This window comes from Streptomyces sp. NPDC057428 (assembly GCF_042803195.1).
Classification (GTDB): domain Bacteria; phylum Actinomycetota; class Actinomycetes; order Streptomycetales; family Streptomycetaceae; genus Streptomyces.
On record NZ_JBHVCT010000087.1, the window covers coordinates 1 to 25,098 of the forward strand.

A 25,098-nucleotide genomic window follows, 5' to 3' on the forward strand; every position below is an offset into this window, starting at 1 on the left:
GTGTGGGCCCTACCGGCCAGGCCGGTAGGCCCCACACTGGCAAACACCCCGTTCTCGGGATAGCGGCCGGTCGGCAGCATCCCACCGCCGAACCTACCGCCCTCATCCATCACACGGACCGGGGCGGCGGTCGGCGGCCAGTTGCTCAGCGGCGGGCTTTGAAACGGTCGAGAGCTGCCACGCCCACCACGGCGAGTCCCACCTGGATGGCCAGCTCGATCCAGTCGATGCCCTTGGTGTCGGCGACGCCGACACCGGCCGCGATGGCCGTACCGACAAGGGCCGCCACGATACCCACCACGATGGTCCACAGGACACCGATGCGCTGCCGGCCCGGCAGAACGAGCCGACCCAGTACGCCGATGACGATGCCGATCAAGATCGCGGTAATAAGGCCGGAGATCTCCATGCTCACCCCTCGTTCCGTACGTCTCGTGATGTAAGTGCACGTCCACCCTGAAGGCCGCAACCACGCACCCTGCGAACTTCGTGCATGCGGCGGCCCTTTGGGGGATTGGGAACTACAGGTCGAACTCGTGCGGCGGCAGGTCGAGCGCGTAACAAGCCTCGCGCACAACGGCCTGCTCGTCCTTGTCGAAGTCGCCGTCGGCTCCGCCGATGACGATGCCGATCTGGATTACGGCGCGCGCCTCGGCCGGCTTCTTCTTGGCCTTGGCGACCTCCTGCAGGACGGTGACCTTGCCGAAGTCGTAGTCCGCGGTCAGCTTGTTGCAGTTGTCGTCGAAGCGGCGCTGAAGGTCCTCGGCGGGGAAATTTTGCAGGACCTCGTTGCTCGCGATGAGCTGGGCCACCTTGCGCCGCTCGGACGGGTCGATGGTGCCGTCGGCGGCGGCGACGAGCGCACACATCGCCATGCTGGCGTCGCGGAACGCGCCGCTTTTGAGGTCGTTCTTCTTGGCATTGAGCTGTGTCTGCATCGTCGATGCAGACTCCTTGATGCGATCCCACAGGGCCATGAGAACTCCGTTCGCTTGAGGGATGGTGGTCCGGACCGGAAGAGGTGCGGTCCGGGCCACCGCTTCTTCTACAGTTATGTAGAAGTTATCAGGGGAGGCAACGGCGCCTCAGCCCTCTTCGCCCTCTTCCCCCTCTTCATCGTCTTCCTCGAAGAAGTCGCCGACCTCGTCGACGACTTCGGCCGCCACCATTCCGCCAACCACGCCGACCGCCAGGCCCGCCGCACCGGCGGCGATGGCGGTGCCCATCCCGGGCCCGGAGCGGTGGTGGCCACCGTCATGGTGAAACTCGCCGTGGCCGTGGCCGTCCTTGTGCGCGTGCCCGCCGTACACATCGCCGTGACCGTGCGAGCCGTGAGTGCCATAGGAGGCCCGGTGTTCGACGAGCTGGCGCACCCAGGCGTCGACCTCGGCGTTCCAGTCGTGCTGCTCCACGCCGTGGTGGCTGACGGTGAAACGAGAGAGCGCGTCGTGGCCGGCCGGGAAAAGGCCGCCACGCTTGTCCGCCTCCAGTACGACCTCCATCCCGTCGGGACGAGCCAGGAAGGTCATCTCGATCTCGTTCACGGTGTGCGCGTACTGCGGGGGCGGGGTGAGCTCGATCTCCTGGTAAAAGGGGAGCTGCTGGCCGGTGCCGCCAATATGGCCGTACTCCAGATCCGCGGACTTGAAACCGAAGCCGAGCTGCCCCAGGGCTTCCAGAATTGCTTCCTGGACCGGCAGCGGCCGCACCGCGAGCGGGTCGAGGTCTCCCTTGTCCTTGGCCCCGGCCACTGCGAGTTCGGTGCGTACTCCGAGCACGACGCCCAGCGGCTGGCCGCGCAGCTCGGTGGCCGGAGTCTCCCAGGGCAGCGTCACCGAGAAGGGGATGCTGCGCTGCTCGCCCTCGACGAGGCGGAAGCCTCCGCCCACGGTGAACCGGTCGAAGGGGAGGCCCCCTTCACCCTCGCCGTCGTCGTGCTCGACTTCCACCCGGGCGACCAACTCCAGAGTGATCTGTTCGATGTCGAAGTCGGCAGTGCCGCCCTTGAGGTGGACCTGCCCCGTGAGGCTGCCGCCGGGCAGGGCTGCACCTGCGTCAAGGACTGTGTCCACCGTGGCACCGCCCACGCCGAGCGAGCCGAGCAGCCGTTTGAACACCATCGTGGCGTTCACTCCTTCATGTGCGCGTAGTCATTGAAATAGCGGGCTGCTGCGACCGGAGGTGACCGGGATGCAGCAACCCGCGGGTAATGCTTACTTGGCTGACGTGTCCAGCGCAGCCAGAGCCTGCGCCCAGCGGACGTACTTCAACTCGGCAAGATCGGCGACCGTCTTGATGCCGAACGCCTCCTGCAGCAGCTCGCCGTCACGGTCCGAGACCCCCTTCAGGGCCCCGACCGGGGCGGCCAGAATCTCTGGCAGGCTCTTGTCCGCCCACGCCTTGTCCAGCACCTTGTCAAGATCGATCGAAGCCACGTAAGTCCTCCTGGAATATGTATGGATCAAGGCATGGGCGGCACCGCCCGCAGCGATCTCGTACCACGATCAGTCGCGGACGGGGGCGGATTCGCTGAGGGGATGAAGGGCGCAACCTGGTGGCACGTGAAACCGGCGATCTGAACCAGACCGGCCCACCCGGGGTGGGTCAGCAGATCCTGGACCCGGGCCTCGCCCACTTCTCATCACGCCACGCCCCTCTACCGGCGAGACGACCCGCCTCCGCGGCTTTCCGGGAGTATCCCGGTCGGCCCTCGCGTTATCTACACGCGTGTAGAAGCATAGGGGAGGTGCACCTCGTCTGGGCGGCGTCCCTTCGACCTGGCGGGGAAAGTCCGAAAAGAGCCCAGAGGAGGAACGTGAGGCCACCCGCCAAGGGCACTTTGCGGAGCCTTTACCATGAAGGCGGAGACGCCGTCCCACCCCTGAACCACACCGTATCCGTCCAGCCAAGAAGGAGTAGCAGACCCGCAATGGGTGAACCTCCCAGTACGAGCCGTGCCACAGCCCGCCCGCAGCATTTGAGCCAGGGAACGGGGGCGGCACGGTGAACGAAGTACTCCTGCTGCTTCTTGCCCTCGCGCTCACACTGGCCTGCGCGGTGTTCGTCGCGGCCGAATTCTCCCTGACCACGATCGAGCGCGGCGAGCTGGAACGTGCCGCAGAGGCCGGTGAGCGCGGTGCTGCGAGCGCGCTGAAGGCCGCCAAGCGGCTGACCTTCCAGCTCTCCGGCGCACAGCTCGGCATCACGGTGACCTCGCTGGTCATCGGCATGCTGGCCGAGCCTTCACTGGCGACGCTGCTGCGCGGGCCACTCGAAGCTGTCGGCCTGCCTGCCGGAGCGGTCTCCACCATCGCGACCCTTCTGGGCGTCACCGTCGCCACGGTGGTGCTGATGGTCATCGGTGAGCTGGTCCCGAAGAACTGGGCGATCTCCAGCCCGCTCGCTGTGGCCAAGGTCGTGGCCGGACCGCAGCGCGGCTTCACCGCCGTCTTCGCTCCGCTGATCCGGCACCTGAACAACACCGCGAACCATGTTGTACGGCGCTTCGGCCTGGAGCCCCAGGAGGAGCTGGCCTCGGCCCGCAGCCCGGAGGAACTGGTCGCCCTCGCCCGGCATTCGGCCCGGGAAGGCGCAATGGAACAGGACTCGGTGGAACTGTTCGTACGGACCCTGCATCTGGGCGAACTGACCGCAGAGAACGTCATGACTCCGCGCGTGGACGTCAGGGCCCTCGAAGCCCACGCCACCGCCACGGAAGCGGCGAACCTGACGCTGGCCACCGGTCTGTCCCGGTTCCCCGTCTACCGAGACAGCCTGGACGAGGTCATCGGTACCGTCCACATCCGTGATGTCCTCGCCCTCGATGAGAACGAGCGGGACAACACCCCCGTCACGGATCTGGCCACCGAGCCGCTGCTGGTGCCCGACTCCCTGCCCGTGGACCGCCTCCTTCAGCAGCTGCGCAAGAGCCGGACCATGGCCGTGGTGATCGACGAGTACGGCGGCACCGCGGGCGTCGCCACGGTGGAGGACATCGTGGAGGAAGTCGTCGGCGAGGTCCGCGACGAGCACGACCCGCACGAACAGCCCGACCTGATCCCGCTCGAACCGGCACCCGACGGCCGCCCCGTGTGGGAGGCCGACGGCAGCATCCGCCTGGACCAGCTCGAAGAGATCGGCCTCAGCGCCCCGGAGGGGCCCTACGAGACGTTGGCCGGGCTGATCGCCACCCGGCTGGAGCGCCTCCCCCTCCTGACCGACCGAGTCGAGGCGGATGGCTGGCAATTCGCCATCCTTCACATTGAGCACCACCGCGCCGACCGCGTCCGCATCACCGCTCCGGCCCCGCAGAGCACGGAGGAAGCCCGATGACCGCGATCCAGCTACTCATTGGCGCGCTGACTCTCCTCACCAACGCGTTCTTCGTCGGTGCCGAATTCGCTCTCATCTCCGTGCGGCGCAGCCAGATCGAACCGGCAGCGCTCAAGGGCAACCTGCGCGCCAGATCCACCCTGTGGGGCCTGCAGCACCTCTCCGCCGTCATGGCCACCGCCCAGCTCGGCATCACCATCTCCTCGCTGGTGCTCGGCGCGGTCGCCGAGCCGGCCATCGCCCACCTGCTGGAGCCTCCGTTCGAAGCGATCGGGATCCCCGAAGCGCTGATCCACCCCATCGCCTTCGTGATCGCCCTGACAGCAGCGACATATCTGCACATGCTGATCGGTGAGATGATCCCCAAGAACATCGCACTCGCCGCCCCCGCTCCGACGGCGCTGCTGCTGGGCCCGCCGCTGGTGGCCCTCACCCGCGCGCTGAGGCCGGTCATCTTCGGCATCAACACGTTCGCCAACGCCATCCTCCGCCTGCTGAAGGTGGAGCCCAAGGGCGAAGTCACCTCCGTCTTCACCGACGACGAACTCGCCCGCCTGGTCAAGGACTCCAGCGAGGCCGGCCTGCTCGCACCCGCAGACGGCGAGCGCCTCCAGGACGCACTGGAACTGGGCACCCGCCCCGTCGGCGAGGTCATGGTGGCCGTCAACGACGCCGTCACCGTCGGCCGCGACATCACCCCGCAGCAACTGGAGCGCGCCGCGGCAGCCAGCGGCTTCTCCCGGCTGCCGGTGACCGGACCCGGCAACGAGGTGCTGGGCTATCTACACATCAAGGACGCCCTCGGCGTCGCAGAGCGCACCCAGCCCTTCCAACGCAGCGCACTGCACCCGGTGATCCGGGTCGAGATCGACACCCCGCTGGACGACACCATGACCGCCATGCGGGCCGCCGGCACGCACCTGGCCGCCGTCACCGGCGACAAGGGCAGCGTCATCGGCTTCGTCACCATGGAAGACGTACTGGAGGAACTGGTCGGCCCCACCACCGGCTGACACAGCGGGAGACAGCGCAACGCCCCGCGGCCCAACGGTTCAGCCGGGTGTTGCGCTCCTCACGGCGGCCGTCATGTGACGCGCGGACCGCCCGCTTGAACCGGTCGTACGCTCACCCGGCCAGGTACCTGCCCGCCAGAACAACCAGTGCTATCTCGAAGCCCGTCGCCGGTTCCGCACCGTCCAGCCGCCTGATCAGGGCCCCGGGGAGAATCCCGTAGCTCCCGGTCTGACCGGTTGATCATTGATGTCCGGACATGAGGCGAGCACGGCGCTTGTGGATCATGGAGTCCTACCTTTCTTGATGTGGGTCTGAGCTGGTCATTCGTAAGATCGGCGGGGCCCAGGGGTTCCGGGTATGGCTGTCATGGAGTCGCCGCTGGATGGCTCAGAGAACTTGGCCGCCCGGAACCCCGCGACGACTCGACCGCTAATTGGGAGACGCGACGCGATCGCTTTGTAGGACAACGTCGGCGAGGTCGTTCTCTACGCTCCCAGATCAGCAAGGCTGCCGTGCTCGTCGATCCATCCTCTCTCATGTCCGTGTGCCTGGGCACATCGCCCTCGCAGTCGTCCGGCCCGGACCGGGAGGCGCCTGCTGCAGGGTTGCTCCAGGCACTGGCGAAGGTGCCCGATCCGCGTGATCCGCGCGGTGTGCGCTACCGGCTGTCCACGCTCCTCGCGATCGGGGTGTGCGCGATGACAGCGGCCGGCCACAACTCCCTGGTCGCGATCGCGGAATGGGCCAGACGCTGCGGACAGGCAGAGCTCGCCCGTCTGGGCTGCCCGTTCGACCCGTTCACCGGCCGCTTCCGGGCCCCGGGTGAGCGGACCTTGCGGGACGCCTTCGCCCGGGTGGACCCCGGCGCTCTGACAGCGGCCGGCTTCACCCGGCTCGCTGCCCTGGCCAAGCCAGCCGCCGGGCCGCTGAGCCCGGACTCGGTCCCCGAACGTGAACAGCGCCGAGCCCACCGGGCCGCCCCGCAGAACCCCGGCCCGCTCCCGTTGAAGCGGCGCGCGTTCGCCGTGGACGGCAAGTGCCTGCGCGGAGCGGTCCGCGCCGACGGCAGCCGGGTCTTCGTCCTGACCGCCGTACGTCATGACGACGCGCTGACCGCCGCCCTGCGGGAGATCGGTGCTAAGACCAACGAGATTCCCGAGTTCGCCCCGCTGCTGGACACCATCGACGACGCGGACCTGGCCGGCGCGGTGATCACGGTCGACGCGATGCACGCCCAGAGAGCCCACGCCCGCTATCTCGTCGAGGACCGGAACGCGCACTACCTGCTGTCCGTCAAGGACAACCAGTGCGCCACGAGGCGCTCTGACACATCCCCGCCGTAGGCGGGACAGACTCGAAGGGAGGTCTGCTGGGTCCGATGGCTGACCTGGATCCGAAAGGTGAAGGGGACAAGAGCATGCCAGGAAACCGGCGGCCGGGCCCAGGTGCCTGGGACGGCGCGTCGGGGGACCCGCGCGGTATGGCGAAAGCTTGACTGCCTGAACCCCAATCTCCAGCGGCAGCAATTTACTGCGACCGGAACGGCACCTGGAACCGGTGCCCGTCGTGACCGGGGACGTACTGGTTCGCCCTGGTCAACCTTCGCGGCGGGAGCGATGCCCAGCGAGGGCATTGAAGGAGATGAATGGGGCGCCTGGGCCGCGCTGATCGTGTGTCAGAGACGAACGTGGGATCACCGTCCCAGTACGGCTGGCGGTGACGGAGTGCCCGTAGTAGTCGCCGGAGTGACGCCCGGCCAAGGAGAGCGGGAAAGCCGCTCGCAGGGCGAAGGGGCACAGGTGGTACGGACACCGGCGACACCGGGGAGGTATGCGAAATGCAGAGCGCTGACACAGTGCTCGGTGTCCTGAGCGACAGGGGCAGACGCGGTCTGCCTCTGGAACGGTTGTATCGGCAGCTGTTCAGCGAACAGCTGTTCCTGATGGCCTACGGACGCATCTACGCCAACGGCGGAGCGATGACGCCCGGGGTCGACGGGGAGACACCCGACGGGATGAGTCTGGGAAGAATTCGGGAGATCATCGGCCTGTTGAAGGCCGAGCGCTACCGGTTCTCCCCGGTCCGGAGGGTGCACATCCCCAAGAAGAACGGAAGTCTGCGGCCCCTGGGGCTGCCGACCTGGACGGACAAACTGGTCGGGGAAGTGGTGCGTCTCCTGCTGGAGGCGTACTACGAACCGCAGTTCTCGCCCAGATCGCACGGCTTCCGCCCCGGTCGGGGCTGCCATACCGCGCTCGACGAGATCGCTTCGACATGGACGGGCACCACCTGGTTCATCGAGGGCGACATCGCCGACTGCTTCGGCAGTCTCGACCACGAGGTCATGCTCGCGATCCTGGCCGAACGCATCCATGACGGACGTTTCCTGGCCCTGGTCTCGGACATGCTGCGGGCGGGATATATGGAGGACTGGATCTGGCACGCCACCTACTCCGGTGCACCACAAGGAGGAGTGGTCTCGCCGATCCTGTCCAATATTTACCTCGACCGTCTCGACAGGTTCGTGGAACAGGAACTGGTACCGGCCTTCACACGGGGTGCCGTCCGCCGCCAAAACCGGGAGTACGGGAACGTGACTGCGACGATCGGCTACTGGAGACGCAAGGGCGACCGCACCAAGGTCCGGTCCCTGCGCAGGGTCCAGCAGTCGATCCCGAGCGTCGACGTGAACGACCCCGGCTACCGGCGGCTGAGGTATGTCCGATACGCCGACGATCACCTGCTGGGATTCGTCGGTCCGAAGGCCGAAGCCGAGGAGATCAAGGACAAGCTTGCCGTGTTCCTGCACGACAAGTTGAAACTGCGGCTCTCCGCGGAGAAGACCTTGATCACGCACGCCCGCACCCACAAGGCGCGGTTCCTCGGCTACGACATCTGGACCAGGCACAACGACACCTGGCGGACCAAGGGACGACGGGTCCTCAACGGATCCATCGCCCTCGGCGTTCCGCCGGAGACCGTCAACGCCAGATGCCGGAACTACCAGCGCGGACAGGGCAAACCCCTGATCCGTAACGACCTGATTCGCACCAGCGACCACAACATCGTCGCCACCTTCGGGATGGAATACCGCGGCTATGTCCAGTACTTCCAGATGGCAGGGAACATCAACTGGCTGAACAAGCTCCGCCAGTACATGGAACGGTCGATGCTCTCGACCCTGGCGGCCAAGCACCGCCGCCCTCCCTGGATCATGCGGGAACGCCACAAGAGCACCATCGAGACCCCCTTCGGGAAACGCCGGTGCTTCGAAGCGGTCCAACGTACTCCAGCGGGCAAGGTGTTCACCGCCAGGTTCGGCGGCATCCCTCTCCGCCGGCGCAAACACGCCCCGCCGATCATCGACGGGGCGTGGCCGACGAAGAAGGGCCGCCGGCTCATCGACCGGCTGACCGCCGGAATCTGCGAGCTCTGCGCGTCGCCTGACGGGATCACCGTCCACCACGTCAGGCGACTCGCCGATCTCAACCGATACAGCTCCACGGCCGCACCCCGGTGGGTCGAAACGATGCGGACCAGACGTCGGAAGACCCTGATCGTCTGCGACCGCTGTCACGCCGAGATCCATCAGCAGCCGATCGCTCAGTAGCACCACTGGAGAGCCGGATGCGGGGAAAGCTCGCATGTCCGGTTCGGAGGGAGGTCGGACGGAAAAGGACCTGCTCAGCAGGCACCTCGCCGTCCGGCCGACCCTACGCCCGCTCTGGCAGGCCAGTTGAGGAAGCTCCCCTGGAGCAAGGCGCCGATGCTGCACCGCTCTCGCGACCGGGGCCACGGCCGCGAAGAAGTCCGGGAGGCGAAGGTCGTATCCGTGGACGGCCTGCTGTTCCCACACGCGGCCCAGGTCGTGCGCATCCACCGCAAACGCCGCCGCATCGGCGCGAAGAAGTGGCAGACCGAGACGGTCTACGCCGTCACCGACCTGCCCGCCCACCAGGCATCCCCGGCCGAGATCGCCGCCTGGGCCCGCGGCCACTGGATCATCGAGAACACCGTCCACTGGACCAAGGACGTCACCTTCACCGAAGACGCCAGTCAGATCCGACGCCACCACACCCCGGCCGTCATGAGCGCCCTGCGCGACCTCACCCGCGCCACCCTCCACCGCACCGGCTGGACCAACATCGCCAGCGGCAGACCGCGCTCACACTCCACGGCATCACATGATCAAAACGGGCGAACGGGATTCTCCCCGGGGCCCTGCCACTGGGCCAATGCGGCCTTGCTCTGGGAAAGCAGCACCACCTTTCCATCGACTCCCGCTGTCGCACGTCCAGCATTGATCTCAGTAACCCGCCGCACGCTCACGAGCGTGTTCGAGCGGGACCGGAGCATCAACTTCTGCAAATTGCGGACCTTCTTCAGATCCCCTGCCTGCGATGCCGTGAAGATTCTCTGCCGCAGACGCCGTACGTCTTCCTCGACCCGCCGCCAGTCAATCGACGCCCAGTCCAAGTCTTCGCCCTCGGGTCCGTTCACCGGAACAGAAGCAGCAGGAAGGGCCGAGGCCGATCCGTCCATGATCTGCAAGGTGTCCAACTTGCCCCTCGGTTCCGTAGTCTTTGCTCAGTGATTCCGCACAGGCTCACCCGGCCCACGTCAGCACCCTTTCGGGTCGGGCAGCACCCGTATCCGGACGGTTATGCGGGGCGACCGGCGGAGAGGCCGGTCGTCGTGCTGCCCCGGGTTCCCGCTTCCTTTCGGCTTCCGGCATTGGCTTGTTGGGCCGTCCTGTTCCCGCTGGGGAGTTGAGCCTTCCTTGTGGTCGGCCGACCGAGCCAAAGCGGCCCGGACCCCAACGGGGTTTCCACGTTCCACACGAATGAGATACGACCGGGGTGGGTGCTCCCTTTACCCCGAGGCGACGGTGTCCACCTGGCCGGAGTGACCTCTACCGGCCAGCGCCTGCCGCTTCTCAACGGCTAGCCATGCACCCCACTCACGCATTCCATCGGCGGGGCTTGGGATCGCGAGGCATCATCGGGAGTTCATGTACTTCACCCGTCCGGTCTTCCCCTTGCCGGTAACTCCCGGATGGAACGGAAGTCCTTGGGCTTTCCCCTGAGCTTCGCACCACGCCGTTACCGGCATCGCACGTCAAGGGCGGGGACGGGTCATACGGACACGGACCCGTGACTGCACCTACGGCTTCATCAACCGCCTCTCCAATCGGTCAGTCCACTCAAATTCGTGCAACTTCGTGTCGCACGGTCGCCCTCCCAGTGGCCGGGGACGGCACGGTCCTCCGCCTCGGCAGGGCGTTCGCTGATCATGACCATCGGGGTGGTGAACCGGGGCTGGCGCTGCTGGGCCTGGCGGCGAGGTTCGCGCCAGGCGCGGCCCGATCGCAGCGCGCGTGCCAGCTCGCGGCGTAGTTCGCCCCGGCCCTGGATGTAGAGGGCCTGGTAGATCGTCTCGTGGACCACGTGCATCTCCGGCTGCCGGGGGAACTGTGCCCGCAGAGCCTGGCAGATCTGTTCAGGGCTCCACCGTATGTCCAGGTGGTCCTGGATGGAGTCCCGCAGCTGTGGGTTCTGGCCGATCTTCCCGGACTTGGGCCGGGGCCGGCGGGCTTCGGCGCGGGCCTGGGCCGCGTGCGGGCGGTACTGGCCGTTGACCGGGTGACGGTTGCGGCGGATCTCCCGGCTGACCGTGGACGGGCTGCGGCCGATCTCGGCGGCTATCGCACGGACCGTGGCCTTCTCCCGCAGCCGGTCGGCGATGTGAATGCGGTCGCTCTCCCGCAGATACCGCGAGGGACCGGGCAGGGGCGCCACCGCGGTGATCGGTGGCGCCCCGACATGCCCGCCGGACGGGGCACGGCCGTTACGCCAGCGCCGCCCGGTCTTCTCGTTGATGCCGACGATCCGGCACGCCTCTTTGTTGCTCACGCCCTGCTGCATGAGCTGAAGGTAGAGGCGCCGTTCCTCGGACAAGGGACGGAGCCCCCGGATACTGGACCGGTCCCGGATCTTGAAGTCCATCGCATCCCCTGAACTGGGGTGTTGCGACAACCACTAGAACTCAAGGTGAGCGCCGGGCCCGCCGGTAGGACGGTCAGCCGTACGGGTAGAAGCCCGAGCCGGTCTTGCGGCCGAGCCGGCCCGCGTCGACCATCCGCTGGAGCAGCGGGGGAGCGGCGTACAGCGGTTCCTTGTACTCCGCGTACATCGAGTCGGCGACCGAGGCCACGGTGTCCAGACCGATCAGGTCGGCGAGCTTGAGCGGACCCATCGGGTGGGCGCAGCCCATCTCCATGCCGTTGTCGATGTCCTCGCGGCTGGCGATGCCCGACTCGAACATCCGGATCGCCGAGAGCAGGTACGGGATCAGCAGGGCGTTGACGACGAAGCCGGACCTGTCCTGGGCGCGGATCGCGTGCTTGTCCAGCACGTTCTGCACGACCGCTTCGGCACGCTTTATGGTCTCGTCGGACGTCGTCAGCGCCGGGATCAGCTCGACGAGCCGCTGCACCGGGGCCGGGTTGAAGAAGTGGATGCCGATGACCTGGTCCGGGCGCGACGTGGCCACGGCCAGTTTCACCAGCGGGATGGAGGAGGTGTTCGAGGCGAGGATGGCGTCCGGTCGGGTCACCACCTGATCGAGTACCTGGAAGATCTCAGTCTTGACCTGCTCGTTCTCCACGACGGCCTCGATCACGAGATCGCGGTCCGCGAACTCGCCGAGGTCGGTGGTGAAGCTGAGGCGGGCGAGGGTCTCGTCACGCTCCTCAGCTGTGATCTTGCCGCGTTCGGCGGCCTTGGAGAGGGAGTTGTGCAGCCGGGTACGCCCTATCTCCAGGGCCTCGCCGGTGGTCTCGGCCACCTTGACCTCGAGGCCGCTGCGGGCACACACCTCCGCGATGCCTGCGCCCATCTGGCCACAGCCCACCACTCCGACGCGTGCAATGTCGGCCATAGAGTCCGTCACCTCGTGCCTTTCGCTGATCTTCGTGCGGCAGGTCCCGTTTGATTCCGGTGTCCGCCTCGACCCCACGACGTTACTCCGCGACGAGGCTCCGGTGAGCTGCGGGTCGCACGGAATCGGGGCGGGCATGATCTGCGTGACGCACTGCACGGCGTGACGTGAGGAACAGAGGAACGAAAGGTGGATACATGCGTCGTTTTGGCCGTAGGTCCTTTGTGATGGGTGCGGCGGGCACGGTGGCCGCGCTGCTGACCGCGGGTGATGCCGCTGCCGCACCCCGGCCGGGCGCCGGACGGCACCGGCGCCGCGAAGCGGACCAGGGTGAGATGCGCGGGATGTGGATCGCCACGGTCGCGAACATCGACTGGCCCTCCACGACCGGCCTGGGCGCGGCCGCCCAGGAGGCGGAGCTGATCGCTCATCTGGACCGGGCGGTGGAGCTGAAGCTGAACACCGTGGTCCTCCAGGTCCGCCCGACCGCCGACGCCCTGTGGCCGTCGTCGTTCGAGCCGTGGGCCGAGTGCCTCACGGGCGTCCAGGGCAAGGACCCGGGATGGGACCCGCTGGGGACGGCGGTGCGCGAGGCGCACGCGCGCGGTCTGGAGCTGCACGCGTGGTTCAACCCCTATCGGGTGGCCAACCACACGGACCCCTCTAAGCTGGTCGCCACCCACCCGGCCAGGCTCCACCCGGACTGGGTCCTGCCGTACGGCGGAAAGCTCTACTACAACCCGGGACTGCCCGAGGTCCGGAAGTTCGTCCAGGACGCGATGCTCGACGCGGTCAGCCGATACGCGATCGACGCGGTGCACTGGGACGACTACTTCTACCCCTATCCGGTGGCGGGCCAGGTCTTCGAGGACGACGACGCGTTCGCGCAGCACGGCGGGGACTTCACCGACAAGGACGCCTGGCGCCGCGACAACACAGACCGGCTGGTGCGCGAGACCGCCGCACGGATCAAGGAGGTCCGGAGCGGTACGCGGTTCGGGATCAGCCCTTTCGGGGTGTGGCGCAACGCCTCGACCGATCCGGCGGGCTCCGACACCGCGGCCGGCGTGGAGACGTACGACGACCTGCACGCCGACACCCGGAAGTGGGTGAAGGAGGGATGGATCGACTACATCTGCCCCCAGATCTACTGGAACATCGGCTTCGCCGCCGCCGACTACGCGAAGCTGCTGTCGTGGTGGGCCGGGACGGTCAAGGGCACGGGCGTCGACCTGTACGTGGGAGAGGCGCTCCACAAGGCGGGTGACCCCGCCCAGCCGGCCGCCTGGCAGGACCCGGCCGAACTCTCACGGCACCTGGACCTCGCTGCCGGTCACCCGGAAGTGGGCGGTCACATCTTTTTCTCCGCCAGGCATGTGAAGGCGGACCGCATCGGGGCCATGGCCCGGGTGGTCGCCGACCACTACGCGACCCGGGCCCGCGCCCCACGCTGACACGGGTGCGAACTCGGCAGCCGCCGGACACGCGTGCCGGGGGCCACTCGTGCCCCCGGCGCGCGCGTCCTACCTGTCCCGGTCCTTGGGGGTCCCGTGCTGAACGACGCTGTCGGGTCCGGGGGACCTGATCGATTCGTGCCCGTCCTCGAAGCGCAGACGGTACGGGGGGCTGCCCTCGTCGCCGAGCACCTCGACGATCTCTGCGACCCTGTCGTGCTGCCCCACGGTCCTGCCGTGCGTCAGCAGCCGGTCGCCGGTGTGTGCCTCCATCGGGAGTGACCTCCTCACGGGTGGCTGTCCATGTCGACAAGTCTATGACCGCACGCGTCGGCGCGCCCGGAGCGGAGCACGCCGCGGCGAGATCGGCGGCACGCTCCGCGGGTCCGACGTCCTGATCACGGCCGGCGGGCAGATTACGCCGGCTGACCCGGCTCCTCCTCGCGACGAGGGACGACCACGGGGTCTACGCGAAGATCGGCTTCGCGCCTCTGGAGGTCCCGGACATGTGGATGGCTCTTCAAGCCGGCTGAGGAAGCGCTTGCACGACGCCGTGCCGCCCTCTTGACCGGCGCGCCGTTCGCCCCCACGATCGCGCCCATGAGTGTTCGCGTCTCACTGGTCGCAGCAGCACGCAGCTCCGCCCTGCTCGCCGAGCGCTTCGACGACGACCGGCCGCTCGACGACACGGGCTGGCACGAGGTGAGGCTCGCCGCGCACGCTCTGGTGCCGCTCGGCGCCGCCGAGATGCGCTACTGCTCACCCACCCCGCGCAGCCGTGCCACGGGCGACGCCCTCGGCTTCGCACCGCTGGTCCAGCCCGCCCTGCGCGACTGCGACATGGGCCGATGGCGGGGCTACACCTTCTCCGAGGTCGCCGCCGGCGAGCCGGCCGGCGTCCACACCTGGCTCACCGACCCACGCTCCGCGCCGCACGGCGGCGAATCGCTACTCGCCTTCATCTCCCGCATAGGGGGCTGGCTCGACACCCGCCCCGTGCTGGAGGGCGCGATCGTGGCCGTCGCCGAACCGGCGGTCGTCCGCGCCGCCCTCGTGTACGCGCTCAAGGCCCCGCCGATGACGTACTGGAGCGTCGAGGTGCGCCCACTGTCCACGGTGACACTCGTCGGACTGCCCGGCCGCTGGACGTTCAGCCTCGAAGCGCTCGCGAACTGACCGCGAGCCGGGCCGCGAGGACGTTCCAGGGATCCCCCGGTCGAAGGAAGCGGGGCACGGCACCTGTCCGCCGGTCCGACCAGTCGGTATGGTGCGAGCCACCGAGACGAGGAGAGACCCGTGCCGCAGATCCATGGTCACTGTGACGACCGCTTCACGGCGGTGCGCGACGCGTTCGCGGCGAACTTCGCCGAGCGCGACGAACTGGGCGCGGCCGTCACCGTCCTGCTCGACGGCACTCCCGTCGTCGACCTCTGGGGCGGCTGGGCGGACGGCGACAGGACCCGGCCGTGGGAGCGGGACACAGTGGTCAACGTGTGGTCCACGACCAAGGGGCCGACGGCTCTCTGCGCTCACGTCCTCGTCGACCGCGGGACGCTCGACCTGGACGCCCCGGTCGCGGACTACTGGCCGGAATTCGCGGCCGAGGGCAAGGAATCCGTACGTGTACGCCACCTTCTCTCGCACCGCTCGGGCGTCGCGGGCCTGCGCGATCCGCACACCCTGGCCGAGCTCTACGACTGGGAGCTGACCACGGCCCGCCTCGCCGCCACCGCTCCGTGGTGGGAGCCCGGCACCCGCTCCGGGTACCACGCGATCTCGTACGGCTTCCTCGTCGGCGAGGTCGTCCGCCGCGTCACCGGGCTGCTGCCGGGGGAGTTCCTGCGGCAGGAGATCACCGGGCCGCTGGGCATCGACTTCACCGTCGGGCTCCCTGACAAGGACGCCGGGCGGGTCGCCGAGCTCGTCCAGCCGAAGTCCGTCGCGCGCGAACAGGCCGCTCTCTTCGCCCGGATGGAGCCCGTCGCCCTGGCGTCCCTGCTCAACCCCGGCACAGGCGTCGCCGCCGCCAACACCCCCGAATGGCGGGCGGCCGAGATCCCCGCCGCCAACGGCCACGGCACCGCGCGTGGGGTCGCCGCGCTCTACGGCATCCTCGCCGGACGCGGGTCCCTCGACGGCCGGCGGATCCTGTCGAAGGAGGCGGCCGAGCGGGTCCGCGAGGGGCAGGGAAGCTGCCGGGACCTGGTGCTGGGAGCGGGCTTCACCCACGACACCGAGCTGGGCCTCGGTCTCTGGCTGAGCGGCCCGAACGGCTCGTACGGTCCCAATCCGCGCGCGGTCGGCCACGACGGGGCGGGCGGCTCCTGCGGTCTCGCCGACCCCGAGGCCGGGGTCGCCCTCGGTTACGTCATGAACCGCATGGGCCCGGACATCGCCGACGACCCGCGCAAGATGGCCCTGATCGACGGGGTGTACGGCGCGCTCCCGCGAGCTCAGTAGCCGGCCGGCCGCACCAGCCCCGACTCGTACGCGTGGACCGCGGCCTGCGTCCGGTCACGCAGGCCGAGCTTCACCAGGATCCGGCTCACATGGGTCTTCACGGTCTGCTCCGCAACCACCAGGCGCACCGCGATCTCCGCGTTCGACAGTCCCTGCGCGATCAGTGAGAGCACCTCCGTCTCGCGCTCCGTCAGATCGTCGACGCGCTCCCTGACCGGGGCGCGCGGACCGGAGCTCACCCGGGAGAACTCCGCGATCAGGCGCTTGGTGATGTTCGGTGCCAGCAGGGCGTCACCGGCCGCCACCACCCGCACCGCCTCCGCGAGTTCGGCCGCCGAGGCGTCCTTCAGCAGGAACCCGGAAGCCCCCGAGCGCAGCGCCTCGTACACGTACTCGTCGAGGTCGAAGGTGGTCAGCACCAGAACCCGGACAGTCGCCCCGGGGGCTCCGGTGAGGCGCCGGGTGGCGTCGATGCCGCCCAGACGCGGCATGCGTATGTCCATCAGGACGACGTCCGGGACGAGTTCCGCCGACTTCTCCAGTGCGTCCAGACCGTCCACGGCCTGGCCGACGACCTCGATGTCCGGCTCTGCGTTCAGCAGCACCGTGAATCCTTGACGGACCATCATCTGATCGTCGGCGATCAGCACACGGATGGTCATGAGGGTTCCTCCAGGGGAAGCGTCGCCATTACTTCGTAGCCTCCGCCAGGGGCGGGGCCGTGGGTGAGATCGCCGCGCAGCATCGCGGTGCGTTCCCGCATGCCGAGCAGCCCGTGCCCGACTCCGCCGGTGTCCGCGGGAGGCGACCCGGGTGCCGTGTTCGTGATCCGGACCGTGACGGCTGCCGAGTGGTAGCCGACCTCCACCCTGGCGCGTGCTCCGGGAGCGTGCCGCATCACATTGCTCAGCGCCTCCTGCACGATGCGGAAGGCCGACAGCTCCACACCCGGCGGCAGCGGGCGCGGCCTCCCCGTCGTCTCCGTATCGACCGCGACACCGGCGCCCCGCACCTTGCCGGCCAGTTCCTCGAGCCGGTCGAGGGTCGGCTGGGGGGCGTGGCGCAGCCCGTCCGCCGCGGCGTCCTCCGAGCGCAGCACACCCAGCACCCTGCGCAGTTCGGCCAGCGCCTCGACCGCGTTCTCCCGTATGCCGGCGAGGTTCTCCCTGAGCTCGTCCGAAGGGTTCTCGACCAGGTGCGAGGCGACCTGCGCCTGGATGGAGATCACCGACATGTGATGGGCGACCACGTCGTGCAGTTCGCGGGCGATCCGGTTGCGCTCCTCCAGGAGCGTGCGACGGGCCCGCTCCTCCTCGGTCAGTTCCGACTGCTCCACCAGCTCGGTGCGCGCCACCCGCAGGGCGCGCAGGGCGGCCCCGGTCACGACGGCCGTGCCGACGGCCACCGCGGCGACAGCCAGGGACAAGGTGTGGGTCCCGTTGGTGAAGCCGCCGGACACCAGCCCCGCCAGCAGGCTCAGAGCCAGGGCGAGGACTGCCCGGCGCGGGCGGACGCGGAGCGTCAGCAGGAAGAGCGCCCCGCTCTGCAGCGCGATCTCAGGACCCGTCCACGGGAAGAGTCCGCCCGGTGTCATCGCGGCCCCGGCGAAGCGAACGCTGATGATCATCAGAACCAGCGAGGCCCACCAGGCGTACAGGGGCCGCCACATACCGGCGAGTAGCGCCGTCGCCTGGAGCACGACCAGGACCACCACGTACTCCGGCACAGCGGCACCGTGAGGGATCAGGTCGGGCACGTGCCACACGGCGACGACCGCCGTCAGGAGCGTGAGCAGCATTGCGAACGCGGGCCGCCAGACCGGCGCTCCGGGCTGTCCCAGGGGCGGGATCACGTCCACAGGCATGGCCCACAGATCTTCGTACAGCCTGCGCCACAGCGCTCGCAGACCGGACACCATCCGATCCCCGGCCCCCGCCCCCGTCATGACGCTCAGCTTAGGCATGGTGCGACTCCCTGGTCCGGGCGGGGGACGCCGACCGCACAACCTTCGAACGGGCCCCGCGCCGCTGCTCGTACGCCCCGAAGGCGAACCAGCACACAAGCAGCACCAAGGCGAACAGCGGCAGCCAGGCAGGCCGGGCGAACACCCAGGCCGGACCGTCGGGAACGGTGTGCAGGCCCGGCAGAGGGCCGCACAGGAACAGGACGGTCGACGTCACCACGATCATCGCGGTCTGGTGCCACAGGAAGACGGTCATCGCGGACAGGTTCAGCAGTGCCACCGGGGCCCATATCGCGGGCCGCGCGAGCACCCGCCGCAATCGGCCGAGCAGCAGCAGGGCGGCACCGCACTGGGCGAGACCGAACGTGACCGCCGCGAGCGTCGGCGGATCGAGGTTGGAGAGCGCCGCGCCCGGCACCCCGACCATGGACGCCGGGTACCCGGCGAACAGCACCAGCCCCGCCGTCGCCGCGGAGCCCCCGATCAGCAGCATCCAGCCCGTCCCCCGGTCCCGCAGGCCGCCCCGCGCCCAGGCCGTCCCCAGGCAGTAGGGGACCATCCAGCCCGCCGCGACGTTGACCCACCCCAGTGCGGCGGGCCCGTCGAGGCCCAGGCGTAACAGGTCCGCGTGCAGGACCACGGCTAGCGGCCACAGCGGGTGCAGCCGTGCCAGCCACGGGGTCGCTGCCGTCAGCGCCGCGAACACCAGCAGGAACCACAGCGGCGACCAGACCAGCTTCCCCAGCGCGCGCACCGTCCGCTCGTCCACCCCCGTAGCCAGCATCACGCCCGCCGCCAATGTCCAGACGGCGAGTACGACGGTGACCGGCCGGAACAGCCTGCCCGTGCGGACTCGCAGCCAGCGCCCGTAGCTCTCACCGCGCGCCCGCGCGGACGCGTACGCCCTCGCGCCGACCAGGCCGCCCACCAGGAAGAACAGTGCGAGGGTCTGGAACAGCCAGGAGACCGGCGCGAGCCGCGGCATGTACCGCAGGGGACTCGAACCGTGCACCGTGCCGCTGTCCGCCACCAGTGCGGTCACCAGCCAGTGGCCGCACACCACGCCCAGGACGGCGAGCGCGCGCAGGGCGGTCCGCCAGCGTCGCCGAATCGATTCCCGCAGCGCGTCACGCACGACGGTCTCCGATCCCCGCGACGATCCCCGCGATGCTGCGCAGCGAGACGGACCCCGGCCTCAGGTAGCCACTGTGGCCGCAGTCGCCCGCGTCGAAGAGCGCGGCGCCGAATTCCGTCGCCACCGGGTCCGTACCGAAGCCGACCGTGCCGAAGGGGAGCGGGAGCGCGAGGTGCGGCACACCGGCGATCCAGTCCTCGCGGCCTCGGCCCGCTCGGACGGTGGCCGTGGCGCGGAGCGATCCCACGCGGTCCGCGCCCGTGCCGGGGCTGCCGTACAGCACGATGTCCGCGACGGCGAGCGCGGACGCCGCCCGCGCGCAGACGACGGAACCGTAGGAGTGACAGAGGAGGGAGACCCGGGCGCCCGGCCTGGCCGTGCCCAACTCGCGGACGAGGGCGCGCAGGGCCGGAGCGGCCTCCTGCGCCCGCGCCGGTGTCAGGGCCGCCGTGCTCAGCAGGGCCGGTGGCCGGTAGCCGAGCCAGACGACGACGGCGGACGCACCGCCGACCTCAGCGAGCAGCGCCTCGGCGTCACGCCGCACACGCGCGTAGTGGTCGAGATCGACACCGGCCCCCGGGACGAGCACGGCGACGCGCTCCGCCCGGGACAGGTCCCCGAGCACCTCCGCGCCACGGCCTCCGTCACGCCCGTCGAACATCAGGAAGGAGCGCCCGGGTCCCGCCATGTCCGCGAGCGTGGCCGCGCGCCGCGCGTCGCCGTGCCTGGCCGCCACCTCCCGCGCGGCCCACATGTCCCTGCGGCCCGCGGCGTACCGGGCGTCGAGCGAGGCAGGGTCCGCCGCGCGCAGCGGGACGGCCGGTGCCGGGACGGGCGCGGGCACTGCGGCGGGGCGGGCCGCGCCCGACACCGGGAGCGCCACGGACGCGGTGACGAGTGCGGTGAGCAGAGCGCGGCTGGTCCGTGAGCGGGACGCCATCGAATGTCCTTCCGTGCCGGATAGTGCTCGTTGAATCCGGTACCGAAGTTATGGGCCGACCCGTATGGTCGGCGTCCCGCGCAGGAGCGCACCTGCCGCGTAGCTCTGGAGTACTACGGGTAGGGGGCGGACCCCGCTACGGCCGCCGCCGCGGCTTTCCCCGCTTGGCCGCGCCCTTGGGGTTCTTGGCGCCGGCGGCGCCACGCGCGTTCTTGCCCGCCGCCGATTTGCGCGGGGCCGGCGTCTTCTTGTCCGCGCGCTTCGTCTTCGGCTGCGGTGGTGTCGGGGGACGCCCCCGGGTGCTGTTCACCGTCCGGCCGCGGACGATCCCGATGAACTCCTCCACCAGGTCCGTGGTCTTCTCCTCGGGCCACGACAGGGCGATCTTCGACTCGGGGACACCGACGAGGGGCCGGTAGGTGAGGTCCTTGCGGTGGTGCAGACGGGCGAGCGACTGCGGTACGACGAGCAGTCCCACGCCTGCGGCCACCAGCTCGACCGCGTCCGCCGTCGTGGCGGGCCGCTCGAAGGCCGGCCGTCCCGGAGGGCGCTCCCAGTCGAGGACGTCGTCGAGGGGGTGCAGCACGATCTCGTCGGCGAGATCCTCCACCGACATCTCCTCGACGGCGACCGCGGCGTGATCCTTGGGAACCACGACGACCGACGTCTCCGTGTACAGAGGGATCGCGCTGAGGTCCGTGCGGTCGACGGGCAGCCGTACGAAGCCGGCGTCGGCGCCGCCGCCACGCAGCAGATCCGCCGCCTCGGCCGAGGGCACGCCGACGAGGGAGAGCGGGGTACCGGGCAGGCGCTCGTTCCAGATACGCACCCACTTGGTCGGGGTCACGCCGGGAACGTAGGCGAGCCGGAACGCAGGGGGTACTTCCGAGCCAGTCACCCCGCCAGGTTACCGGCCGTGGTCGGAGGCGGTGCACATGCTCGATACCCTGGAACCATGACGTCGCACCAGACCACCCAGACGATGAAGCCCGCCACCGCGGCGAAGAAGCTGGGTGTGTACCTCGAAGCCACCCCCGCCGAGTTCCAGGAGGGCGTCGTCTCGCGCGCCGAGCTGAACGCGCTGCAGACCGACCCGCCCCAGTGGCTGCAGGAGCTGCGCCACAACGGCCCGCACCCCCGCCCGGTGGTCGCGTCGAAGCTGGGGATCTCCATCGCCGGCCTCGCTCGGGGCGGTGTCACCGAGCCGCTCACGACCGAGCAGATCGAGGCCCTCAAGCAGGAGGGCCCGGAGTGGCTGGAGAAGGAGCGCGCCACCCAGGCCGAGGTCCGCAAGGAGGCCGTCCGCATCAAGGAGCGGAACGCCGCCAGGGCCGAGCAGTCCGACCGCGACGCCTGAGCCGGCTCACCGGCGATGACGACGGCGGGCCTCGTCCGCCACATGCGCTGGACCGGGCACACGTGCAGCACGCGGCTATCGTCCGCGAGCTGCACGACGGTACGAAGGGCTACTACTAGAGCGTATCCGGGCAGCGGTTTTTCACGGCCTCACCCGCGCCGTTGACTCCGCGGCCGGCCAGGCAACCCGCCGTCGGACGGCGAGGGAACGGACGGGGCCGAAGGCCGGGCCGCGTCACCGCCCACGGCGAGCGGGGCACCGCACCACGGATTGTGGTGCCGGTACGGCTCGCCGTGGGCGGTGTGCGGTGAGAGCGTCACCACCGGAGGGGCGGTGCACGGCGGGTGAGAAGCGGGACGTGACGGACGCGGCTCCTACCGGTTCTGCTGAAGGTAGAAGTAGATCAGGGAGTCCGGAGTGCACCACGGCATCTCGCCGGACTTACGGCCGGTGAGGCTGGCACGGATCACGAGAGCGACCCGCTCCTTCTTGGTTCCGCCGGCTGTCTTCTTGATGCTGTGCGACTTCTTCTCGACCAGACCGCTGACCTGCTTGCCGTAGGGGGAGTAGGTGGACCAGATCTGCTTGCCCTTGCCGTCGATGAGCCCGAGCGAGGAGACCGACAGCTTGCGGCCGGAGCCGACCGAGTAGGTGACCTTGACGTCCTTGACGGTGATCTTCGACGTGGTCACCTTCCCGAGCGTCCAGTACACCCGGGCATTCCATGCGGCGCCTGCCTTGCAGGTGTCCTTGCCCGCGTGATCGATGCCTGCCACCCCGCTGGTGATCTTCTGCGTGCTGTTCGAGACCTTCACCGTGTTGATGGTTCCCGGCTTGATGGCGGCATGTGCGCTGCCGGATGAAACCATGATCAGCGTGGCGGACGCCAGAGCGGTGATACCCGTCAGGCCTTTCCGATTCATCGTCTTCACTGTGTCCCCGTTTCACTTCTTCCGGGAAGTCGTAGGTCGCCGGCTCCCGGAACGGTCTGAATTACTTCTGGATTCGATCAAAGGCATCAGGTGCGAGACAAGGGAGTTGAGGGAAACGTGAGCGGGATTCCGGAACTCCGGATCATCGCGTGTGACGGGGCACCGGGGTCGCGGCAGAGGCGGTGTGGTTTCGGGCCCGGTGTCCAGGGCGTCTGCACGCGGCGCTGAGCCGGATAGGAGTTGATGTCCGCTCCTCGCTGCCGTGGCGGTCCGCGTGCCGGCGTCGATGCCCGGCGGGTCGACTCCGGCACCAGTGGGCCAACTCGGCCGCAGGGTCACAGCGGCTGTGACCGAGGAAGGTAGTTGGCGGGACGGGCGTATATCCGCGCAGGTCACGAGCGAGCAGAGAAGAGCAGTTGGCGGATCTTGAGGGCGATAGTTGGCGGATCCTGCCACCGACGATCCCGAGCCTGAAGGCATCGCCGCAGGTGAGCGCATTGGTCGCCGGTCGCCGCCAAGATCCGCCATCTCCCGTGCTCGTCCGCCATCTATAGATCTCGGTCGCAGCGGCTGTGACCGAGAATTTTAGTTGGCGGATCATGGTCCGAGATGCGCAGGTCAGGAGCGCGTGGAGAATTCTTGTTGGCGGATCTTGAGGGGGTTAGTTGGCGGATCATGATTGTGGACGTTCACTGTGCGTGAGCGCCGTTGGTCAGGTGGTCCGACGTCCACAGGAGTGGCGGACCGGCTGGGGGCTAGCACGTATTCGCCGCCGGTGACCTGGCTCCAGATGAAAGCCGATGCGCTGGCGCGAGTCCGCTTCCGTGATGGCCGCGACCGCTGACGGAGTTGTGTCGGCTGTTCACGGCGACAGAAGCCGTCTCACGCAGACGGGACCGGAGTCTCCGGCGGGGCGGGAAGCGTCCGCCCGAGGCGGGCGAGTGGGGACAGGGCCATCAGTGCCGGTGACAGCAGCATGCCTGCGGCTGTCACCAGGAGGCTGGTGCGTGTTCCCCATACTTCCGCGAGAAAGCCGCCGAGCAGCGAGCCGAGCGGAGTCAGTCCCATGCCGACAAAGTTGATCGTCGCGGCCGCGCGGCCTTGCATCCCGTCCGGAGTGACGGTCTGCCGGACGGCCATGATCGTGACATTCACCAGTTGGCTGAAGGTCCCGAAGACGAAGTTGACTGTAAGGAGTGCGGGAACCGTCACCGCAGAGGAGCCGTGCAGTGCAGGCACGAACAGGAACACGCTGTCGCCGAGTGCTGCCGCGGACACGAGCACAGCGCCATGTCCGAAGCGGCTCGGCAGGCGGCCGGCCAGCAGCGAGCCCAGGAGCGCGCCCGGCCCCGTCGCCGCGAGTGCCAGCCCGACGACGGTGCCCGGCAGGTGCAGGTCCCGTGGCAGGAACAGTAGATAGACGGTCATCACAGCCGCGAAGGCGAACTGGAAGGCGGCTGACGCGAGGCACACAGTCCGCAGCGAGGTGTCACCGGCGACAAAGCGGAGACCCTCATGGATCCGCCGCCAGACCCGAGGAAGACGTTCCGAGCGTTCCGGGATGGATTCGCGGCGACCGATCCGTCGGATCGACAGGAACGACAGCGCGAAGAACACTGCACTGGAGGCGGCAGCGATTGGCGCCGACAGCGCCGATACCAACGCACCACCGAGGGCGGGACCGCCGATCTGCGCAGCGGACCGACTGCCCTCCAGCGCGCTGTTGCCCCGCACCAACTGATCGCGTTTCACCAGCCGTACCAAGGACGCCTGGTATGCCACGTCGAAGAACACGGACAGAGCCCCGACGGTGAAGGCGACCACGAACAGCGTCGGCATGCCGAGCCAGCCGAGGAGGCCAGCCACCGCTGCGGCGCCCAGGGCCAGGGCCCGACCGGCGTCCGTCAGGACCATCACCGTACGGGTCCGCCACCTGTCCACCCATGCGCCGACGAAGAGCGACAGCAGCAGGATCGGCGCCTGTCCCACCGCGCGCAGGGCGCCCAACTGGCTGGCATCGGCATTGAGTGTCAGGACGGCGAAGAGCGGCAGAATCACCAGACTTGCATGTTCGCCAAGTTGGGAGGCCGTCTGGCCCACCCAGAGTCTGCGGAAGTCGCGGTCCCGCCACAGGTTTGACGGAACAGATCGACCGGAATCGGATACAGCGGAGGAAGAGGACGGCACAGGACCCCTCGGATGACCGAAGACGAGACCCGCCAACCGGTGCACGACGGGTGCACCGACCGTTTCAGGCAGCGGGAAAGGAAGGCTCGCTGTGCCGCGCTTCAAGGGCAGCACGCGATGACAGGCCGCTCACGGCCTCAAACGTCAACGCGTGCTCGGACGACCGGGCATGTCTTCGCTCCTCGTGAGTCACTCGCTGCGTGAACACTAGCCCTCAGTCGGCAGGGAACGAAAGGCGATTAAGAGCGCCCGGCAGTAGGTGGGGTGTGCGTCCGTGACAGGACCTGACGTCAGACCCGAATCCGCAGGTAGTGCGGGGTGTGTGGCAGCTGATATGGCGACAGGTGCACTTTGCCGGTGAGAAGATCGAGGTTCCTACACCGTG

The 25,098-nt window shown here is 68.8% G+C and carries 22 protein-coding genes and 2 pseudogenes; 9 read left to right on the forward strand and 15 right to left on the reverse strand.

The annotated features are described in order from the left end of the window. Nucleotides 1-145: 145 nt before the first annotated feature. The 4 genes from ACFU5K_RS25830 to ACFU5K_RS25845 form a co-directional block, all read right to left on the reverse strand. Nucleotides 146-409: a GlsB/YeaQ/YmgE family stress response membrane protein gene (locus ACFU5K_RS25830; RefSeq protein WP_384065765.1), complete on the reverse strand. Its 264-nt coding sequence runs from the start codon at nt 407-409 to the stop codon at nt 146-148. A gap of 112 nt (nt 410-521) precedes the next feature. Beyond that, entirely contained in the window at nt 522-977 is a 456-nt protein-coding gene (locus tag ACFU5K_RS25835) for a tellurite resistance TerB family protein (RefSeq protein ID WP_384065767.1), read from the reverse strand. A gap of 108 nt (nt 978-1,085) precedes the next feature. After that, nucleotides 1,086-2,120, reverse strand: a complete 1,035-nt coding sequence (locus ACFU5K_RS25840) for a sporulation protein (protein WP_384065769.1) — start codon at nt 2,118-2,120, stop codon at nt 1,086-1,088. Nucleotides 2,121-2,213: 93 nt separating this feature from the next. Then, nucleotides 2,214-2,435, reverse strand: coding sequence for a hypothetical protein (locus ACFU5K_RS25845; RefSeq protein ID WP_384065771.1), 222 nt, complete (start codon nt 2,433-2,435; stop codon nt 2,214-2,216). A 568-nt stretch (nt 2,436-3,003) separates the two neighbouring features. On the opposite strand from ACFU5K_RS25845, the gene ACFU5K_RS25850 reads away from it, so the two are divergent. The 5 genes and pseudogenes from ACFU5K_RS25850 to ACFU5K_RS25870 form a co-directional block, all read left to right on the forward strand. Continuing rightward, nucleotides 3,004-4,332 (forward strand): hemolysin family protein, encoded by a 1,329-nt coding sequence (locus tag ACFU5K_RS25850; protein ID WP_384065773.1) that lies wholly within the window; start codon nt 3,004-3,006, stop codon nt 4,330-4,332. After that, on the forward strand, nt 4,329-5,345 hold the full coding sequence (locus tag ACFU5K_RS25855) for a hemolysin family protein (RefSeq protein WP_384065775.1): 1,017 nt from the start codon (nt 4,329-4,331) through the stop codon (nt 5,343-5,345). Before ACFU5K_RS25850 ends, ACFU5K_RS25855 begins: the two co-directional genes overlap by 4 nt. A gap of 537 nt (nt 5,346-5,882) precedes the next feature. Further along, entirely contained in the window at nt 5,883-6,689 is an 807-nt protein-coding gene (locus tag ACFU5K_RS25860) for a transposase family protein (RefSeq protein WP_384065777.1), read from the forward strand. A 494-nt stretch (nt 6,690-7,183) separates the two neighbouring features. Continuing rightward, nucleotides 7,184-8,956 carry a reverse transcriptase/maturase family protein gene (locus ACFU5K_RS25865; RefSeq protein WP_384065779.1) on the forward strand — a complete coding sequence of 591 codons (1,773 nt, stop codon included), beginning with the start codon at nt 7,184-7,186 and terminating at the stop codon, nt 8,954-8,956. 117 nt (nt 8,957-9,073) lie between these two features. Further along, a pseudogene (locus ACFU5K_RS25870) lies at nt 9,074-9,520 on the forward strand (ISAs1 family transposase); the annotation flags it as partial. Nucleotides 9,521-9,534: 14 nt separating this feature from the next. Here ACFU5K_RS25870 and ACFU5K_RS25875 read toward each other — a convergent pair. The 3 genes and pseudogenes from ACFU5K_RS25875 to ACFU5K_RS25885 form a co-directional block, all read right to left on the reverse strand. Further along, a complete protein-coding gene (locus ACFU5K_RS25875) occupies nt 9,535-9,888 on the reverse strand; it encodes a reverse transcriptase N-terminal domain-containing protein (RefSeq protein ID WP_384065806.1) in 354 nt (117 codons plus the stop codon). Between the two features lie 689 nt (nt 9,889-10,577). Next, a pseudogene (locus ACFU5K_RS25880) lies at nt 10,578-11,351 on the reverse strand (IS30 family transposase); the annotation flags it as partial. 73 nt (nt 11,352-11,424) lie between these two features. Next, complete coding sequence (locus tag ACFU5K_RS25885) at nt 11,425-12,285, reverse strand: 3-hydroxybutyryl-CoA dehydrogenase (RefSeq protein ID WP_205021845.1); 861 nt, start codon at nt 12,283-12,285, stop codon at nt 11,425-11,427. A gap of 197 nt (nt 12,286-12,482) precedes the next feature. On the opposite strand from ACFU5K_RS25885, the gene ACFU5K_RS25890 reads away from it, so the two are divergent. After that, a complete protein-coding gene (locus ACFU5K_RS25890) occupies nt 12,483-13,739 on the forward strand; it encodes a glycoside hydrolase family 10 protein (protein WP_384065782.1) in 1,257 nt (418 codons plus the stop codon). A gap of 69 nt (nt 13,740-13,808) precedes the next feature. Here ACFU5K_RS25890 and ACFU5K_RS25895 read toward each other — a convergent pair whose 3' ends face one another. Further along, nucleotides 13,809-14,012, reverse strand: a complete 204-nt coding sequence (locus ACFU5K_RS25895; RefSeq protein ID WP_384065784.1) for a DUF1918 domain-containing protein — start codon at nt 14,010-14,012, stop codon at nt 13,809-13,811. 327 nt (nt 14,013-14,339) lie between these two features. Here ACFU5K_RS25895 and ACFU5K_RS25900 point away from each other — a divergent pair, with 327 nt between their 5' ends. Next, nucleotides 14,340-14,915, forward strand: a complete 576-nt coding sequence (locus ACFU5K_RS25900; RefSeq protein WP_384065786.1) for a histidine phosphatase family protein — start codon at nt 14,340-14,342, stop codon at nt 14,913-14,915. 120 nt (nt 14,916-15,035) lie between these two features. Further along, complete coding sequence (locus tag ACFU5K_RS25905) at nt 15,036-16,199, forward strand: serine hydrolase domain-containing protein (RefSeq protein ID WP_384065788.1); 1,164 nt, start codon at nt 15,036-15,038, stop codon at nt 16,197-16,199. Here the strand turns inward: ACFU5K_RS25905 and ACFU5K_RS25910 are convergent. From ACFU5K_RS25910 to ACFU5K_RS25930, 5 genes are all read right to left on the reverse strand, one after another. Next, nucleotides 16,193-16,861 carry a response regulator gene (locus tag ACFU5K_RS25910; RefSeq protein ID WP_384065790.1) on the reverse strand — a complete coding sequence of 223 codons (669 nt, stop codon included), beginning with the start codon at nt 16,859-16,861 and terminating at the stop codon, nt 16,193-16,195. The genes ACFU5K_RS25905 and ACFU5K_RS25910 overlap by 7 nt on opposite strands. Further along, nucleotides 16,858-18,162, reverse strand: coding sequence for a sensor histidine kinase (locus tag ACFU5K_RS25915; protein ID WP_384065792.1), 1,305 nt, complete (start codon nt 18,160-18,162; stop codon nt 16,858-16,860). The genes ACFU5K_RS25910 and ACFU5K_RS25915 overlap by 4 nt, the downstream gene beginning before the upstream one ends. Beyond that, entirely contained in the window at nt 18,155-19,297 is a 1,143-nt protein-coding gene (locus ACFU5K_RS25920; protein WP_384065794.1) for an acyltransferase, read from the reverse strand. The genes ACFU5K_RS25915 and ACFU5K_RS25920 overlap by 8 nt, the downstream gene beginning before the upstream one ends. Beyond that, on the reverse strand, nt 19,290-20,237 hold the full coding sequence (locus tag ACFU5K_RS25925; protein WP_384065796.1) for an alpha/beta hydrolase: 948 nt from the start codon (nt 20,235-20,237) through the stop codon (nt 19,290-19,292). Before ACFU5K_RS25925 ends, ACFU5K_RS25920 begins: the two co-directional genes overlap by 8 nt. Nucleotides 20,238-20,373: 136 nt before the next feature. Next, nucleotides 20,374-21,135, reverse strand: a complete 762-nt coding sequence (locus ACFU5K_RS25930) for a LysR family substrate-binding domain-containing protein (protein WP_384065798.1) — start codon at nt 21,133-21,135, stop codon at nt 20,374-20,376. 57 nt (nt 21,136-21,192) lie between these two features. On the opposite strand from ACFU5K_RS25930, the gene ACFU5K_RS25935 reads away from it, so the two are divergent. Beyond that, nucleotides 21,193-21,594: a DUF5997 family protein gene (locus ACFU5K_RS25935; protein ID WP_384065800.1), complete on the forward strand. Its 402-nt coding sequence runs from the start codon at nt 21,193-21,195 to the stop codon at nt 21,592-21,594. 374 nt (nt 21,595-21,968) lie between these two features. Here the strand turns inward: ACFU5K_RS25935 and ACFU5K_RS25940 are convergent, their stop codons facing one another. Further along, nucleotides 21,969-22,517, reverse strand: a complete 549-nt coding sequence (locus ACFU5K_RS25940; RefSeq protein WP_384065802.1) for a hypothetical protein — start codon at nt 22,515-22,517, stop codon at nt 21,969-21,971. 891 nt (nt 22,518-23,408) lie between these two features. Further along, entirely contained in the window at nt 23,409-24,713 is a 1,305-nt protein-coding gene (locus tag ACFU5K_RS25945; protein WP_384065804.1) for an MFS transporter, read from the reverse strand. Between the last annotated feature and the right edge of the window lie 385 nt (nt 24,714-25,098).

Coding starts and splice junctions, on each gene's coding strand:
- ACFU5K_RS25840 (WP_384065769.1), bottom strand. CDS start 2,120: ATGGTGTTCAAACGGCTGCTCGGCTCGCTCGGCGTGGGCGGTGCCACG.
- ACFU5K_RS25895 (WP_384065784.1), bottom strand. CDS start 14,012: ATGGAGGCACACACCGGCGACCGGCTGCTGACGCACGGCAGGACCGTG.
- ACFU5K_RS25940 (WP_384065802.1), bottom strand. CDS start 22,517: ATGAATCGGAAAGGCCTGACGGGTATCACCGCTCTGGCGTCCGCCACG.
- ACFU5K_RS25875 (WP_384065806.1), bottom strand. CDS start 9,888: ATGGACGGATCGGCCTCGGCCCTTCCTGCTGCTTCTGTTCCGGTGAAC.
- ACFU5K_RS25935 (WP_384065800.1), top strand. CDS start 21,193: ATGACGTCGCACCAGACCACCCAGACGATGAAGCCCGCCACCGCGGCG.
- ACFU5K_RS25925 (WP_384065796.1), bottom strand. CDS start 20,237: ATGGCGTCCCGCTCACGGACCAGCCGCGCTCTGCTCACCGCACTCGTC.
- ACFU5K_RS25915 (WP_384065792.1), bottom strand. CDS start 18,162: ATGCCTAAGCTGAGCGTCATGACGGGGGCGGGGGCCGGGGATCGGATG.
- ACFU5K_RS25860 (WP_384065777.1), top strand. CDS start 5,883: ATGTCCGTGTGCCTGGGCACATCGCCCTCGCAGTCGTCCGGCCCGGAC.
- ACFU5K_RS25855 (WP_384065775.1), top strand. CDS start 4,329: ATGACCGCGATCCAGCTACTCATTGGCGCGCTGACTCTCCTCACCAAC.
- ACFU5K_RS25900 (WP_384065786.1), top strand. CDS start 14,340: ATGAGTGTTCGCGTCTCACTGGTCGCAGCAGCACGCAGCTCCGCCCTG.
- ACFU5K_RS25910 (WP_384065790.1), bottom strand. CDS start 16,861: ATGACCATCCGTGTGCTGATCGCCGACGATCAGATGATGGTCCGTCAA.
- ACFU5K_RS25830 (WP_384065765.1), bottom strand. CDS start 409: ATGGAGATCTCCGGCCTTATTACCGCGATCTTGATCGGCATCGTCATC.
- ACFU5K_RS25865 (WP_384065779.1), top strand. CDS start 7,184: ATGCAGAGCGCTGACACAGTGCTCGGTGTCCTGAGCGACAGGGGCAGA.
- ACFU5K_RS25890 (WP_384065782.1), top strand. CDS start 12,483: ATGCGTCGTTTTGGCCGTAGGTCCTTTGTGATGGGTGCGGCGGGCACG.
- ACFU5K_RS25835 (WP_384065767.1), bottom strand. CDS start 977: ATGGCCCTGTGGGATCGCATCAAGGAGTCTGCATCGACGATGCAGACA.
- ACFU5K_RS25885 (WP_205021845.1), bottom strand. CDS start 12,285: ATGGCCGACATTGCACGCGTCGGAGTGGTGGGCTGTGGCCAGATGGGC.